Raw genomic sequence first — 14,669 nt, 5'->3', positions numbered from 1 at the left:
TGGGAAGGAGGCGAGATGGCACACGATTCCCGAAGAGACGACTATCTGCGCATGAGCCTGCGCTACGCGCTGTCGCTCGACGAGAGCGACCCGGGGGCGGCCGCGCGCGCCTTCGCCACGTTCGGCCGGCGGCTCGCGCAGGATCGCGACTCGCTGCCCCAGACGGACGCCGACCGCGCCTTCCACCTGGTCGCGCGCGCGACCGAGGTCCTCGACTACCGCCTGCCCTTCGCGGGCGACGCCCAGGTCGAGGCGCTCTCCGCCCAGGCGCGCGCCCTGCTCGACGAGGCCATCTCGCTCGATCCCAGCTGCCATGACGCCGTGCGCATGAGGATGTCCTGCGAGACCGGCTCCTACGAGGCGCGCTGGCGCTTCCTGTCCGAGCGCGCCGAGAAGGTCCGGGCGTCGTGCGAGGCGGAGCGCGACCAGCTCTGCGGGCTGCTCGACGCGGCGCGCCGGCCGCTCGCGGCGAGCCTTGCCATGCGCCCGTGGTGGCGCTGGATGGCGGAGATGGCGGAGTGCGCGCTGATCTGCGGGCGCAACCGGGAGAGCGTCCGGGTGGCCCGACAGCTGCTCGAGGCAGACCCCGGCGACCTCTCCGACGTGCGCTTCACGCTCGCGTACGCCCTGGCCAAGCTCGAGGACGAGAAGGGCCTCGCCGAGCTGGCTGCCAACTACCCGGACCCCAACGGGCTCGGGCACCCCGACGACGCGTGGGTCATGCTCGCCCAGATCGCGCTCGCACACGGGCGCTGGGACCTCCGCACGGCACGAGAGCTCGTGGAGCGCCTGCTCGCCTCCTACCCCGGCAGCGCCGGCGTAATGGTCCGCCAGATGGAGATCGCCGACGGGCGCTTCGCCCGCGTCCGCGTGGAGGAGTACAGCGAGGACGAGATGGTCCTGGCCCTGAGCGAGGGCGTCGTCCTGCTGCAGGAGGGCGTCGAGCGCTCCGGCCGGGGCGTGCTGGGCGCATGGCTCGCCCGCACGGTCAGCGAGCTGCGGCCGCGCGAGGTCGAGGAGTTCATGCGGGCGACCGGCGGGGAGGCGGCGGGCACCGGCGCGGGCGCCCCCGGTGGGGAGGTGTCATGAACGCCTGGGAGGAGCTGGTGGCGCGCTGCGCCATGCGCAGGAACGAGAAGATCGGCCCGCTCTCCGACGAGGCGTACGCGGAGCTCGTCCTCGCCGTGCGGCAGAACCCCGCCGACTTTGCCGACGAGCCGCCCGAGCAGGCACTTCTCGCGGTCGCGCGCGCGCTCGACGCATATCGGGCGGGCGGGCGGGACGACGACCTTCTCGACGACGCCGCGTTCGAGGCGGAGCGCGCCCGCCGGCTGGGCCTGCTGCGCGCGGCCTGCCGACAGGCCCTCGAGCTGGACGAGCGCTGCCTGGACGCACGCCTCATCGATCTTCTCGCCGGCGAGCTCGAGGCGGACCCGCTGACCCAGGGCCTGCTCGACCTGGAGCATGAGTTCGCGGGCGCGCCGGTTCCCGAGGGCGACGCCTGGGAGGACGTCTTCTATCGGCCTCACCTGCGGCTGCGTGCCGCGGTGGCACGGACCTGCCTGGACGCCGCGCGCCCGCGCATGGCGGCGTCCGCCGCGGCCTCGCTGCTTGACGCCGCGCCCGAGGACCAGCTAGGCGCCCGCCACACGTACATGCTCGCCTGCGCGCGGCTCGAGGACGAGCCCGGGCTCGGGGCGCTGGAGGCGCGCTTCTCGGGGCGGGAGAGCGCCTGGTCGCACCTCGCGCGCGTGCTGCTGCTCTACAAGCTCGACCGGCTGACGGCGGCCCGGCGCGCCCTGCGCGGGTTCGAAAGCCTGTGCGAGGGCGGTGCCTACGCGCTGCTGAGGCCCACGTTCGTCGAGCTCTACCTGCCCGACCGCCCCGAGGCCGCGGCCTGCGGCTTCGAGGAGTCCCTCATGGCCGTGCGCGAGGCGGAGCCCATCATCGCCGACGTGCCGGAGTTCGTGGCCTGGTGCCAGGGGCACGACTGGCTCGTGGCGTCGGCGCGGGCGTTCGCGGAGCGGCGCGACCTGGACTGGTAGCGCGCGACCGGGCGCGAGGCTCTTCTCGACCGCACGTTCTTCTCGGCGGCGTAGGCCCTCTCGAGGCGCGCGTCCCGGAATTGGCGATGTTCCCGCTTTGGCGAGAAGCCCTGTCCGAGAATCCGGGAGGTTCCCGCCCCGGAGGGGTTTCTCGTCCGAGAATCGCGTGGTTTCTCAGGTTGTCGGTCGTCCCACCGTGGGAATCCCCCGGATTCTGGGACGGATGCGCGCCCGCTCCAGGGAACCTCCCGAGTTTTGGGACGCCTCTCCCCCTTGGGCGGGGAACCTCGCCGATTCCCGGACGCCCCTCGTGACCGCCGGGAGAACAGCACGGATTCTGGGACAGCCCTGGTCCGGCGCTCCTAAATTAACGGACAAAATTCGATTTCGTTTTGTATATTCCCAGTTGAGTTTTTCGCGTTTGTAGAATTTTGCCCGTTAATTTCGGAGCAGCAGCGCGCCGCGGCAAGAGAAACGGGCCCGCCCGGAGTCCCGGACGAGCCCGCAAGCGTCGTGGTGCCCCCAACGGGAGTCGAACCCGTGTCGTCGCCTTGAAAGGGCGATGTCCTAGGCCACTAGACGATGGGGACGCAGAGGCCAGTATACCAAAGGCCGAATGGGGCGCACGGTAGGGCGCGTTGCCGTAGAATCGAGGCTGCGACGCCCACCGTCGCTGGACGACCCGGCTAGGAGGCCCCATGTTCTGCCCCAACTGCGGAAGGCAGCTTCCCGACGACGCCAAGTTCTGCTCCGAGTGCGGCACGCCGCTGACGGCGATCGAGCCCGCGGCGGAGACGAGCGACGCCGGCGCCGACCAGAGCGCCATCGAGCCCGCCGCGCAGGCCGCTCCCCCGATGGGCTGGTTCAAGTTCATCATCTGGGTGCAGCTGTTCATCTCCGCGCTCTCGCTGGCGGCGGCCGGCATCATGCTCCTCACGGGCACCGCCTACGTCGTCGATGGCATCAGCTACGCCGGCCTCGTCTATGACCTCATAGACGGGCTCCGCGTCATAGACCTCGTCTTTGGGGCCGCCTTCGTCGCCCTCGCGGTCTTCGCGCTCTACGTGCGCCAGCGGCTCGCGGGCTTCAAGAAGGGCGCCCCCAGGCTCTACCTGACGCTCCTGGGCGTGAACATCGCCGTGCAGTTCCTCTACGCGTTCGCCATGTCCATCGCCGTGGGCGTGGAGCTCGCCGACGTCGTCACCGTCTCCGAGCTCGCGCAGGTCATCACCAGCCTCGTGATGATCATCGTGAACAAGTACTACTTCGCGCGCCGCGAGCACCTGTTCACGAACTAGGCGCGCGGCGAGAAGAACGCCCGGGCGGCGGCTGCCACCCGGGCGCGTCGATGCTGGTAGGGGCGGTGGGACTCGAACCCACAATCCTTGCGGCCGAAGATTTTAAGTCTCCTGCGTATGCCAGTTCCGCCACGCCCCCCGCTCGCGCCGCGTCGCGGCGCACGTCTATCCTAGCGCAGCGGGCGCATCGCCGGGACCCAGCCCACGGGGGACCCCGTGCCGCGCAGGGCGGCGTCGGCGACGGTCGCCAGGCCGAAGAGCAGGTCGGACTCGCTCACGGTGAGCTCCGAGAAGCCCGTCTGGCGCATGAGCTCGCCCACGGCCACGGCACCGCCCACAATCACGGCCGCGCGCTTGGGCTGGATGCCGGGAAGGGCGGCGCGCTCCTCCACGGTGAGGGCGGCGAGGCGCTCCTCCAGCCGCTCGAGCGTCTCGCGGGAGAGCGTCGCCAGGTGGACCTGGGAGGGGTCGTACGGCACGAGGGCCTTCTCGACGGCCACGAGCGTGGTGACGGTGCCGCCGGTGACCACGAGCGTGGCCGGCGCGTCCGGGGCAGCGCAAGCGGCGTCCGCCGAGAGGAGCGCGCCCTCGCGCACGGCCGGGCCGAACGCCGCGGCGGCGAACTCGTGCGCGGCGGCCAGCGCCTCCGGGGCGTCGGGGCCGGACGGCGTGAGGAACTTCTCGGTCACGCGGCGGCAACCGACATCGATGGAGCGAACGAAGCGCAGGTCGAGCGTACCGTCGTCGCGCACGCGGCCGCAGGCGAGCTCCGTGGAGCCGCCGCCGTTGTCCGCCACGAGGATGGTCCGCCCGGGGAAGTCGCGCACCACGCCGAGAAAGGTCAGCGCGCCCTCGACCTGGCCGGGGATGACCAGGGGCTCGAGGCCCAGCGCGGTCAGCTGGCCCACGAGCGCCGAGGAGTTCTCGGCATCGCGCGCCGCGCTCGTGAGGGTGCAGCACGCGGCGGTGGCGCCGGCCTCGCGCGCGGACGCCACGTAGCCGCGCACGCAGGCGATCACGCGCGCCATGGCCTCCTCGTTCAGCCGCCCGGTGGCGTCCACGTCCTGCCCCAGGTTGCAGATCTCGGAGTGCTTGGCGAGGCGGACGACCCGCCCGTCCTCCACGTCCGCCACGGCGAGACGGGCGGTGACCGTCCCGATGTCGATGCAGGCGAGCCTGGTCATGCGTCCTCCCTACGACTGGGCCTTGTACTGGAAGAGGAAGTCGGTGACGCGCAGGTACCAGGGGGTTTCCGACTCCCCGTCCTGCTCGTCGGCGGAGGCGTCGTCCTCCGCGTCGAGCCCCTCGACCACGATGCGCGTCTCGCCGGACTCGACGTAGCCGCGCTCGCGGGCCTCGTCCTTGATGCCGTCCTCGGTCATGAGGCTGTTGATGTCGCCCTCGAGCTCGGCGCTCTCCTCGTCGGTCTGGACCCGCTGCTCCAGGAGCATCCCGTTGTCACGCCAGGCCTGGTAGAGGCTCCTGAACGGGCCGTAGAGCGCGACGATCACGAAGACGGCGACCACGACCGCGACGAGCGGGGCACGATGGCGGGAGGCGAAGTCCCGCGCGGCGTCCGGGGTGAGGCGGGGGGCCGACGAGCCCCCGTCGCGCGTCGAGCCCTGCCCGGATCGCGCGGCGCGCGCGGCGGCGGCCGTCGGGCGGGCGGGCGCAGGCGTCTTCTTGGCGGTCTTGGGGACAGCCTTCTTGGCCGCCTTCGGCCGCTTGGTGGGGCGGCTCTTGGTCTTCTCGTCGCTCATGCCGTTGCTTCGTCTCTGGTTCGTTGTGGCTGGGCAGGCGCCGGGCGCGGCCCGGCTCCCCCTGTTATAGCAGACGCCGGCGCGGGCGCGGGCCTCGTCAGCGCTTCTCCTCTGCCTTCGCACGGTCCCAGAGCTCGTTCAGGCGCTCGGTTCCCAGCTCGTCGAGGTCGAGTCCCTCGGCCCGGGCGAGGTCCTCCATGCGCGACCAGCGGGCCCTGAACTTGCGGTTGGAGGCCGCGAGCGCCTCCTCGGCGTCGATCCCCTCGCGCCGGGCGACGTTGACCAGCGCGAACAGCAGGTCGCCGAACTCGAGGGCGCGCGCGTCGGAGCCGGGCGCCTCGCGCTCGAACTCGGCGCGCTCCTCGGCGACCTTGTCCCAGATGTCGGCGACGGTCTCCCACTCGAAGCCAGCCTTGGCGGCGCGCTTGGAGATCTTCTGCGCCTGCATGAGGGCCGGCAGGCTGCGCGGGACGGAGTCGAGAAGGCCCTGCGGCGCGTCCTTCTCGCCCTGCGCGGCGCGCTCGGCGGCCTTGACGTCGTCCCAGATGTCCTGCACCTCCCCGCCGTCACCGGCCGCCGCGTGCTCGCCAAAGACATGGGGGTGACGGCGGACGAGCTTCTCGTTGAGGCCGTGGACCACGTCGTCAATCGTGAAGGCGCCCTCGTCCGCGGCGATCTGCGCGTGAAGGACCACCTGCTCCAGGACGTCGCCGAGCTCCTCGATCAGGTGCTCGCGGTCGTTGGCCTCGATGGCCTCCACGGCCTCGTAGGCCTCCTCGACCATGTTCTTGGTGATCGAGCGGTGCGTCTGCTCGCGGTCCCAGGGGCAGCCGTCCGGCTGGCGCAGCCGCCACATCGTGCGCACGAGGCGGTCGAACTCGGGGTGCTCAGCCGGCACGCCGGGACGGGCGGCGGTCTCGGCGTCCACGCGGTCGGCGGTCTGGGACATCTCCGCTCCTCTCTGTTAATTGGGGACTGTCCCCAATTAACAGACGACAGGTTCTTCTCGCCTGCGATTCTACCGCGCGGACAGCGAGAAGAACGTGCGCTCGCTACTCCTCCTCGACCTCGTCGTCGCCACCGATCTCCTCGAGCACGCCGAGCGCGGCCGGCATGACCTCTTCCTGCGTGCGGTGGAAGGGGTAGGCCACCTTCTTGGTCTTGGGGTAGACCACGCCGCCGCGCTCCTTGAGGCGCAGTGCCGTCTGCCGCGAGACCTCGACGCCCTGGTAGACCAAACGGCCGTTGGCCAGGCTCACGCTCTGGCACCCCAGGCGCTGGGCGCGGATGCGCACGCGGGCGCGGTCGAAGAGGTTGCGCCCGGCGAGCGGCAGCGCGCCGAAGTCCTTCTCGCACTCCTGCTGGAGCGCGTCCACCTCGGCCAGGTCCACGGCAGCCGCCAGGCGGCGGTACACGAGCACGCGCTTGTCCACGTCGGGCAGGTACTCCTCGGCCAGGAAGAAGTCCGCCGGCAGGTTGATCGTGACCTCGGCCTGCTCCACGTCGCGCGTCTCGCCGCGCGCCTCGGCCACGGCCTCGCCGAGCATCTGCGTGAAGAGGTCAAAGCCCACGCTGGAGAGGTTGCCGTGCTGCTCGGCGCCCATGAGCGAGCCCGCGCCGCGGATCTCCAGGTCGCGCATCGCGATCTTCATGCCGCTGCCCAGGTCCTGGTACTCGTTGATTGCCGTGAGGCGGTCGGTTGCCTCGGGCGTGAGAGGCTGCTCCGCCGGGAACATGAAGTAGGCAAAGGCCTGCGTGCGGCCGCGGCCGACACGGCCCTTGAGCTGGTAGAGCTGAGCCAGGCCCAGACGCTGGGAGTCCTCGATGATGAGCGTGTTGGTGTGCGGGTTGTCGATGCCGCTCTCGATGATCGTGGTGGCCACGAGCACGTCGACCTCGTGCTCCTGGAACTGCAGCATCACGTCCTCGACCTCGCGGGCGCTCATCTTGCCGTGCGCCACGCCGATGCGGGCCTCGGGCGCGGCCTCGCGCACGCGCTCCACGGCGTCGTCGATCGTGTGGACGCGGTTGCTCACGTAGTAGACCTGACCGCGCCGCGCCAGCTCCTCACGGATCGCCGCGCTCACGACGTCCGGATCCCACTCGCCCACCGTGACCTTGACGGGCAGGCGCCCGGGCGGCGGCGTCATGATGAGGCTCATGTCGCGCACCCCGCTCATGGCCATCTGCATGGTACGCGGGATGGGCGTCGCGGAGAGCGTGAGCACGTCGACCTGCTCACGCATGTTCTTGAGCTGCTCCTTGTGCTGCACGCCAAAGCGCTGCTCCTCATCGATGATAACGAGACCCAGGTCGTAGGGGTTGACGTCGGCCGAGAGCAGCCGGTGCGTGCCGATGAGCACGTCCACGCTGCCGTCCGCGAAGCCCTCGAGCGCCTTGCGCTGCCGTGCCGGCGTCACAAAGCGGGAGAGCACGGCCACCTTGAGGTCAAAGGGCGCGAACCGCGAGAAGAACGTCTCGAAGTGCTGCTGCGCCAGGATGGTGGTGGGGCAGAGCACCATGACCTGCTTGGCGTCCTGGCAGCACTTGAACGCCGCGCGTAGGGCGACCTCCGTCTTGCCGAAGCCCACGTCGCCGCAGAGCAGGCGGTCCATCGGGCGGCGCGCCTCCATGTCGGCCTTGATGTCGGCGATCGAGGCGCGCTGGTCGGCCGTGAGCTCGTAGGGGAAGCTCGCCTCCATCTCCTCCTGCGCCGGGGTGTCGGCCGAGAAGGCGTAGCCGGGCACGGAGCTACGCCGCGTGTAGAGGTCCACCAGGTCGAAGGCGAGCTTCTTGGCGGAGCGGCGCGCCTTGCCCGTTGCGCGGGACCAGTCCGCGGTGTTGAGCCGCGTGAGCCGCGGCGAGCTGCCGTCGGGCCCGACGTAGCGCGTGATGCGGTCAACCTGCTCGAGCGGCACGAAGAGCTTGTCCTCGCCGGCGTACTCCAGCAGGAAGTAGTCGCGCTCGCGCCCGGCGACCTCCTGGCGCACGATGTCAGCGAACAGGGCGATGCCGTGCGTGGCGTGGACGACGTAGTCGCCGGGCTTGAACGGGAAAGTCACGCTCGTGGGGTCCACGCGGCGGGCGCGGCGGCGCGCCTTGGCCGTGCGGGCCGCGAGGTCCGAGACCGAGAGCACGGCCAGGTGCGCGCCGGGGATCACGATGCCGGCCGGGACGGGTGCGTCGGTAAAGGTGACGCGGCCGCGGTCCAGAGGAGGTACCTGCGGGTCGTTGTTCTCGGCAGCTGTGCCGAGCGACTCCACGAAGGGGATGCTCTCGTCCGAGAGGCGCAGCTCGAGCGACTCGCGGGCGCCGCGGTCGGGCACCGCGAAGATGACGGCGCAGCGGTCGTCGACGAGCTGGCGGACGCGGCCCATGAGCTTGGCGTCCGAGCCCGCGATGCCGGGCTGGCGCACCTCGAGGTCAGCCGTGGAGGTCCCGGCTCCGGCGCGCAGCATGGACGAGAAGGACAGGCGCTGCTGGCTGCCAAAGTCCATCTCGCGCGGGGAGGTGTAGAGGCCGTCGAGCGAGACGCGGGCGGCGTTGGCGGCGGCGGTGAGCTCGTCGGTGGCGCGCATGCAGTCGTCGAAGAGGGCGCGCGGCTCGGCCAGAACCACGAGGGCGTCCTGGGAGATGTGCTCAAGCGGGCTGGCCGTCGTGCCGTAGAGCTGCGGGAGGTAGCGCTCGAGCGCGGGCGCGGCGGCGCGCTGTCGAATGAGCTCCAGGTCAGCGGCGGTCTTGGTGCTCTCCTGGGCTGCCTTGAAGAGGGCGCGCTCGGCTCGCGCGACGGTCTCGTCCGTGAGCGCGAGCTCGCGGCAGGGCACGACCGTCACCTCGCGGAGCTCGCCGATCGTCTGGCCGGTGGAGGGGACCATGCGGCGCACGCGGTCGATCTCGTCACCGAAGAACTCGATGCGCACCGGGCTCGTGGCCTGCGCGGGGAAGACGTCGACGGCGTCCCCGTGCACGTGGAAGGTGCCGGGCGCGTCCACCTCGCCGACGTCGTCGTAGCCCATGCCCACGAGCAGCGCCGGCACGTCCTCGAAGGGGACCTCATCGCCCACCGCGAAGGTGCTCGAGGCGAAGTAGCCCGAGCCCACGGGGGGCACGCGACGCAGGAGCGCGTGGGCGGACGCCACGATCACGCAGCGCTCGCCGGCGGCCAGGCGCGCCACCGAGCGGCAGCGCGCGCCGATGGCGGCGTCGTCGGGGGTGGTGTCCGCCCAGGGACGGTCGCGTCGCTCGGGATAGCGGCCCACGGCGTCCTGTCCGAGCCACGCGGCGAGCGAGCGGGCCGTGCGGTCGGCCGCCTCCTCGCCGGAGACGACGAGCAGACAGGGCCTCGGGCTTCTCGCCCAGAGCGCGGCCAGCACGAGCGGGCGCGCGGACTGTGCCACGGAGAGGCTGACGTCGTCGCCGGCGTCGAGCGCGCGGACGAGCGGCGCGAGCTCCGGGGCGGCGGCCAGTTGGCGAGAAACGCGGTCGATGAGCATGGGCTGCCTTTGCATGACGAGTGGCCGGCGTCCGGGAGGGCGTCGGCTGCGACGGGTGGTTCTTCTCGCCCATTGTAGCGGGTGCGCACGGCCCGGCCCACCTCGTCCAGCGGTGTAAAACGACCGCATCGTCCCCGTTCCCGTCGGCGTTTGGGTTAAAACCACCTCATCGTCCCTCCTGAGCCGCGCCATAAAAGAGGGACGATGAGGTGGTTTAAACCGGCACGGTGAGAAAAACAAGGGCGGCCCGGCGGACTCGACGCATTCGTACAAGACGGTACGCCTTGGTCGCGTCCTTCCGCGGCCCGAGCCAGCGCACTCGCAAGCTCGGACTCAAACGGCATCAGCTTCTCGGCAGGCGGCATCGCCCATCGCGGTGCCCAATGAGGGACGACAGCATTCACCTGCCGTTACTTGAATCTGAGAAGATTCGCGTCAGCTACGCGTCAGACTCATGCAAGCGACCTTCGCTACGCTGTTCCCATGAGCGTCCTACTCTCACATACCACCGCACTCGAGGCACTCCGCATCTGGGGCTTACCGCCGGACAGAAGACGAGCGGAGCTGGTCACGCCCGACATCCCGAGCGAGCTGCCCGGCTCAAGAGAGCTTGCCTCCCGTCGAGAGATCGACCCCTTCCTGTGTCGGCTCAGCCTTCCGCTCCACCTGCTCGCATCCACTGGACGTGGGAGGCGCCGAAGCGAGAGCATGCACGCCCATCTCCAGCGCAGCCCCCTGCCGACCGGCTCGATCCTGCGCCTCTCCGAGGATGTGCTCTGCGTCTCCCCCGAACATCTCTGCGTGCAGATGGCGCCGCGTCTCACGCAGCTCGAGCTCATAGTCCTTCTCTCTGAGCTGCTCGGCCTCTACGCCATCTGTCCCGCAACCGAGGACGGAATGCTCCAGCGGGACGTCCCCATCATGACGCCCGACAGCCTTCTCGAGCACCTCGAGCTCCTGGGGCCCTGTCATGGAGTGGGAAAGGTGCGACGGGCCCTTGAGATGGCATGTGTCCGTTCCGGCTCGCCGCGCGAGACCAAACTCTCGCTGCGCCTGGCGCTCAAGCCCGCGCTTGGCGGCTACCACCTCAACGTCCTCTCTATGAACGAATCCATTGAGGTACGTCGCATCGGAAACAGAATGCGCCGCGGCGTGCGCAGGCCCGACATCCTGATCGCTGGGCCCAAGATTTCGGGTATGCCACGGAAGGTCGTGGCGGTCGAGTATAACGGGCGTCGCCACGACGAGCCGGCCCGTCTGGCGCAGGACGCCGTTCGCTCCAACGAGCTCAAGGCCATCGACATCATTGAGTTCATCGTGAGGCGCGAGCAATACAGCGACCTCGACTACATGGATGGGCTCGTCGCCGTCATCCGAGAGAAGCTCGGCCTGCCGCGCGTGAGCGTAGACCCCGCCGAGCGACGCTGGCGCCGCTGCCAGCGTCTGCGGCTGTACCACGAGCTGGAGCTCATTGACGGCACCAGCTGGAACGGCCTCGAGCGAGAGAAGGCACCCGCCACACCCGAGACGCCCGCGGAAGAGGACGACTGGAACGTTGTGCCCGTTGACGCATATGGGATGTGAGGCCTCGCACGTCGCCGGTTAAAACGGCCTCATTGTCCCCGTTCTTCTCGTCATTCGGGTTAAAAACAACGGGTCGTCCCCCTTTACAAGTACCTCGAAAGGGGGACGACCCGGTAGTTTTAACCCAAGCGCGGCCGGAGGGAGGGACGATAAGGTCGTTTTAACCCACCCAGCGGGTCGGCGGCGGGCGAGAAGGACCGCTAGCCCAGGATCCTGCCGCTGCGCTCGGCCAGGTCCGCGAGGCGCCCGGCAGCGGCAGCGACGGCGGCATCGTCCGCGACCCAGGTCCAGTTGCCCGAGGCCACGCCCGGCACGTTCATGCGCGCCTCGTCGCCCAGGCCCAGGACGTCCTGGAGCGGGACGATCGCGACGTCGGCGTCGGAGGCGAGCACGCGCCGCATGATGTCGTCGGCGAGCTCGACCGCCTCCTCGCGGTCGACGCCGAAGCGCGTCTCGCAGAAGCCCGCCAGCGTCTGGTTGTCGTGCGTGCCCGTGTAGGCGACAGTCTCGGGGCGCGGCTCGTAGCCCTCGCGCACGTCGCCGTCCGAGAACTGCGCGACGTCCATGCCCGGGAAGCCCGTCGTGGTCATGAGCGCGCGCACGGCGGGCGTGATCGCGCCGAGGTCCTCGGCGATGAACGGCAGCGGGCCGAACTGGTTGCGCGCGGCCTCGAAGAGCTCGATGCCCGGGCCGAAGGCGTAGGCACCCTCGCTCGCACCCTTGCCCGCCGGGATCGCGTAGTAGGACGAGAAGCCGATGAAGTGGTCGAGGCGCACCACGTCGTAGAGCGCCAGCGCGCGACCGAAGCGACGCAGCCACCAGCTGAAGTTCTGCTCGCGCAGGATGTCCCAGCGGAAGGCCGGGTTGCCCCAGTTCTGGCCGTCGGGCGAGAAGGCGTCCGCGGGCGCGCCGGCCGTCCGGTGCGGGTAGCCATGCTCGTCGAGGTCGAAGATGTCCGGCTCGCTCCAGACGTCGGAGGAGTCCGCCGAGACGAACATCGGCATGTCGCCGATGATGCTCACGCCGCGCGCGTGGGCGTACTCGAGCAGGTCGTCCCACTCGCGCTGGAACTCGTACTGCAGGCGGCGCTCCGCCTCGACCGCCTGGCGCAGCTTCGGGTCCTCGGCCAGGTGCGGGGAGTAGGTGCGGTAGCGCTCGGGCCACTCCTGCCAGGGCGCCTCGTCGAAGAGCTTCTTCGCGGCGCGGAAGGTCGCGTACGGGGTCAGCCAGTAGTCGTTCTCGTCACAGAAGCTCAGGTAGTCAGGGTCGTTGCCCAGCTGCTCGAGCTTCGCGAGCGTCTCGTCCTCGGGCTGCTCCAAGAGGCCGAGGTTGCCTGCGAAGGCACCGAGGCCCGCGTACGGCGAGCCGTAGGCGTCGCACGGGTTGACGGGCAGCACCTGCCAGTACTTCTGCCCGCCCGCGGCGAGCCAGTCGACGAAGCGTCTCGCGGGCGCGCCCAGCGTGCCGGGCCAGCCGCCGTTGGGGACGGAGGTGATGTGGCACAGCACGCCCATGCCCCGCTCGAGCGTCGCCTGGAGGCGCTCCGGCTCGTGGAAGTGGAGCACCGCGGTGCCGAGCGGCCAGAGGAAGACCTCGGCCTGGCCGTGGCTCACGCGCGGGGCGGTGCCGGACACGACGTCGGTCACCTGCAGCCCGCCCACGGGCACCCGGACGGTGCGCGCGTCGGAGAGGCTCGCGTTGACGAGCACGCAGACGTCGCCGGGGCCGGCCGAGCCGGAGCCCCTGGCGGCGGTGGACGCAGCCGCGCGACGCCAGAAGCCGAAGGCGTCGTCGCCCGACGAGAAGGGCTCGAACTCGCCGTCGACCAGGACGTACGAGAGAGTCTTGCGAATGGCGATGGCGTTGCGGTAGATGGCGGTGCAGTCGGCGCGCCCGCCGTCCCACGGGAAGCTCGCGCGGTTGTACGGGTCGCGGAAGCCCTCGACGCCGCGCTCGTCGCCGTAGTAGACGCACGGCACGCCGGGCAGCGTCATCTGCAGCAGCGCGGCCACCCACAGGCGCGCCTTCGCGAGGCCGGCCTGGTCGTCCGTGAGCCGGTACGTCGCGCGCTCCTCCTCGGAGAGCGAGTCCGGGTCGGGGGCGCCGCCGAGCACCGTGAAGAGGCGCTCGCGGTCGTGGCTGCCCAGCAGGTTGAGCGCCGAGTAGAAGTTGTCGCGCGGGTAGTTCTCGCGCAGCTCCTCGAGGCGCGCCGCCAGCTCGCCGGCGCCGATGTCGCGCCTGATGAAGGCGAGGAGCGCCGTGCGCACGGGGTAGTTCATCGTCGCGTCGAGCTCCGCGCCCTGGAAGTACTGGCGGAGCTTGCCGTACGCCATCTTGTGGGAGGCGTCCTCCCAGACCTCGCCGATCAGCACGCCGTCGGGCTTCTCGGCGAGAAGGGCGCGCTTAATCTGGGCGATGAACTCGTCGGTGAGCTCGTCGGCGACGTCGAGGCGCCAGCCGCGTGCGCCCTGGCGCAGCCAGTGGCGGATCACGCCGGAGCGCCCGCACACGAGCTCGTGGAAGGCGTCGCAGTCGGAGCGGATCGACGGGAGGTTCTGGTCGCCCCACCAGCCGGCGTAGGTCCCGTCGTCGTTGAAGGTGAACCAGTCGCGATACGGCGAGGCGTCGCCCTGCCAGGCGCCGGGCTCGGCGTAGGTCCCAAAGCGGTTGAGGTAGCGGGAGTCGGCGCCCACGTGGTTGAACACGCCGTCGAGAATGACGGAGATGCCGTGCTCGGCCGCGTCCACGCACAGGGCCCGGAAGCTCCTCTCGTCTCCGAGCAGCGGGTCGATGCGCAGGTAGTCGGCCGTGTCGTAGCGGTGGTTGCTCGCCGCCTCAAAGATGGGGTTCAGGTAGAGCGCCGTGACGCCCAGGTCCTCCAGATAGTCGAGCCTCTCGCGGATGCCCTCGAGCGTCCCGCCATAGAAGTCCCAGCACGCCACGCTGCCGTCCTCGCGGCGTCGGTAGGTCGGCGGCGTGTCCCAGTCCTCGAGCACCTCGCGGTCCGGCCCGCCCTTGCGGCGCACGGCCAGGGCCGCCTCGGCGCGCGCGCCAGTCCTCCCCCCGCGCGAAGCGGTCGGGGAAAATCTGGTAGACGACGCCCTCGCGATACCACCGCGGCTGCTGGGCACGCGGCGAGAAGACCGTGATCTGGAACGAGGGCGGGTCGCCGTAGGCGAAGGCGCCCTCGCCGGTGGTCCAGCCGGGGCGCGCGCCGTAGCGCCACACCGAGCCGTCGCTCGCCTCGATGTCGAAGCTGTACCAGACCACGCCCGTCTCGGCCGGCCGGTAGGTGGCCGAGAAGCGCAGGACGCCCGCGTGCTCGGCGCCGCGCATCTCGATGAGCTCCTCCCCGCGGGCGTCGCTCCAGAGCCTCAGCGTGCAGAAGGTGACGTCGTCCTCCCACACGTCTATGCTCAGCGAAACGGTGCCGCCCAGCTGGACGGCACCGAATGGGGTTCTGTACTCACGCTCTGACGTTACGTGGCG

9 protein-coding genes and 2 tRNA genes are annotated in these 14,669 nt (G+C 70.6%); 4 read left to right on the top strand and 7 right to left on the bottom strand.

From position 1 onward, the window contains the following. The first annotated feature begins 15 nt into the window (after window positions 1-15). On the top strand, window positions 16-1,089 hold the full coding sequence (locus INF26_RS00800; RefSeq protein WP_193528854.1) for a tetratricopeptide repeat protein: 1,074 nt from the start codon (window positions 16-18) through the stop codon (window positions 1,087-1,089). Continuing rightward, on the top strand, window positions 1,086-2,045 hold the full coding sequence (locus INF26_RS00795; RefSeq protein ID WP_193528853.1) for a hypothetical protein: 960 nt from the start codon (window positions 1,086-1,088) through the stop codon (window positions 2,043-2,045). Before INF26_RS00800 ends, INF26_RS00795 begins: the two co-directional genes overlap by 4 nt. A 514-nt stretch (window positions 2,046-2,559) precedes the next feature. On the opposite strand, the gene INF26_RS00790 is transcribed toward INF26_RS00795, so the two are convergent. Next, window positions 2,560-2,635, bottom strand: a tRNA-Glu gene (locus tag INF26_RS00790). Window positions 2,636-2,743: 108 nt separating this feature from the next. On the opposite strand from INF26_RS00790, the gene INF26_RS00785 reads away from it, so the two are divergent. Further along, window positions 2,744-3,343: a zinc ribbon domain-containing protein gene (locus tag INF26_RS00785; protein ID WP_193528852.1), complete on the top strand. Its 600-nt coding sequence runs from the start codon at window positions 2,744-2,746 to the stop codon at window positions 3,341-3,343. 54 nt (window positions 3,344-3,397) lie between these two features. Here INF26_RS00785 and INF26_RS00780 read toward each other — a convergent pair. From INF26_RS00780 to mfd, 5 genes are all read right to left on the bottom strand, one after another. Next, window positions 3,398-3,482 (bottom strand) — tRNA-Leu (locus tag INF26_RS00780). 31 nt (window positions 3,483-3,513) lie between these two features. Continuing rightward, window positions 3,514-4,527, bottom strand: a complete 1,014-nt coding sequence (locus INF26_RS00775; RefSeq protein ID WP_193528851.1) for a Ppx/GppA phosphatase family protein — start codon at window positions 4,525-4,527, stop codon at window positions 3,514-3,516. Between the two features lie 9 nt (window positions 4,528-4,536). Further along, on the bottom strand, window positions 4,537-5,103 hold the full coding sequence (locus tag INF26_RS00770; protein WP_193528850.1) for a hypothetical protein: 567 nt from the start codon (window positions 5,101-5,103) through the stop codon (window positions 4,537-4,539). Window positions 5,104-5,200: 97 nt separating this feature from the next. Next, window positions 5,201-6,052 carry a nucleoside triphosphate pyrophosphohydrolase gene (mazG, locus tag INF26_RS00765; RefSeq protein WP_193528849.1) on the bottom strand — a complete coding sequence of 284 codons (852 nt, stop codon included), beginning with the start codon at window positions 6,050-6,052 and terminating at the stop codon, window positions 5,201-5,203. A gap of 103 nt (window positions 6,053-6,155) precedes the next feature. Further along, window positions 6,156-9,596, bottom strand: a complete 3,441-nt coding sequence (gene mfd / locus INF26_RS00760; protein ID WP_193528848.1) for a transcription-repair coupling factor — start codon at window positions 9,594-9,596, stop codon at window positions 6,156-6,158. A 708-nt stretch (window positions 9,597-10,304) separates the two neighbouring features. Here mfd and INF26_RS00755 point away from each other — a divergent pair. Then, on the top strand, window positions 10,305-11,180 hold the full coding sequence (locus tag INF26_RS00755) for a hypothetical protein (protein WP_193528847.1): 876 nt from the start codon (window positions 10,305-10,307) through the stop codon (window positions 11,178-11,180). 200 nt (window positions 11,181-11,380) lie between these two features. Here the strand turns inward: INF26_RS00755 and INF26_RS00750 are convergent, their stop codons facing one another. Further along, entirely contained in the window at window positions 11,381-14,206 is a 2,826-nt protein-coding gene (locus tag INF26_RS00750; protein ID WP_332307272.1) for a 4-alpha-glucanotransferase, read from the bottom strand. Between the last annotated feature and the right edge of the window lie 463 nt (window positions 14,207-14,669).

Source organism: Thermophilibacter gallinarum (assembly GCF_014982725.1).
Taxonomy (GTDB): domain Bacteria; phylum Actinomycetota; class Coriobacteriia; order Coriobacteriales; family Atopobiaceae; genus Thermophilibacter; species Thermophilibacter gallinarum.
The sequence above is the reverse complement of the archived record's forward strand: the minus strand, read 5'-3'. Positions and strand labels throughout refer to the sequence as shown.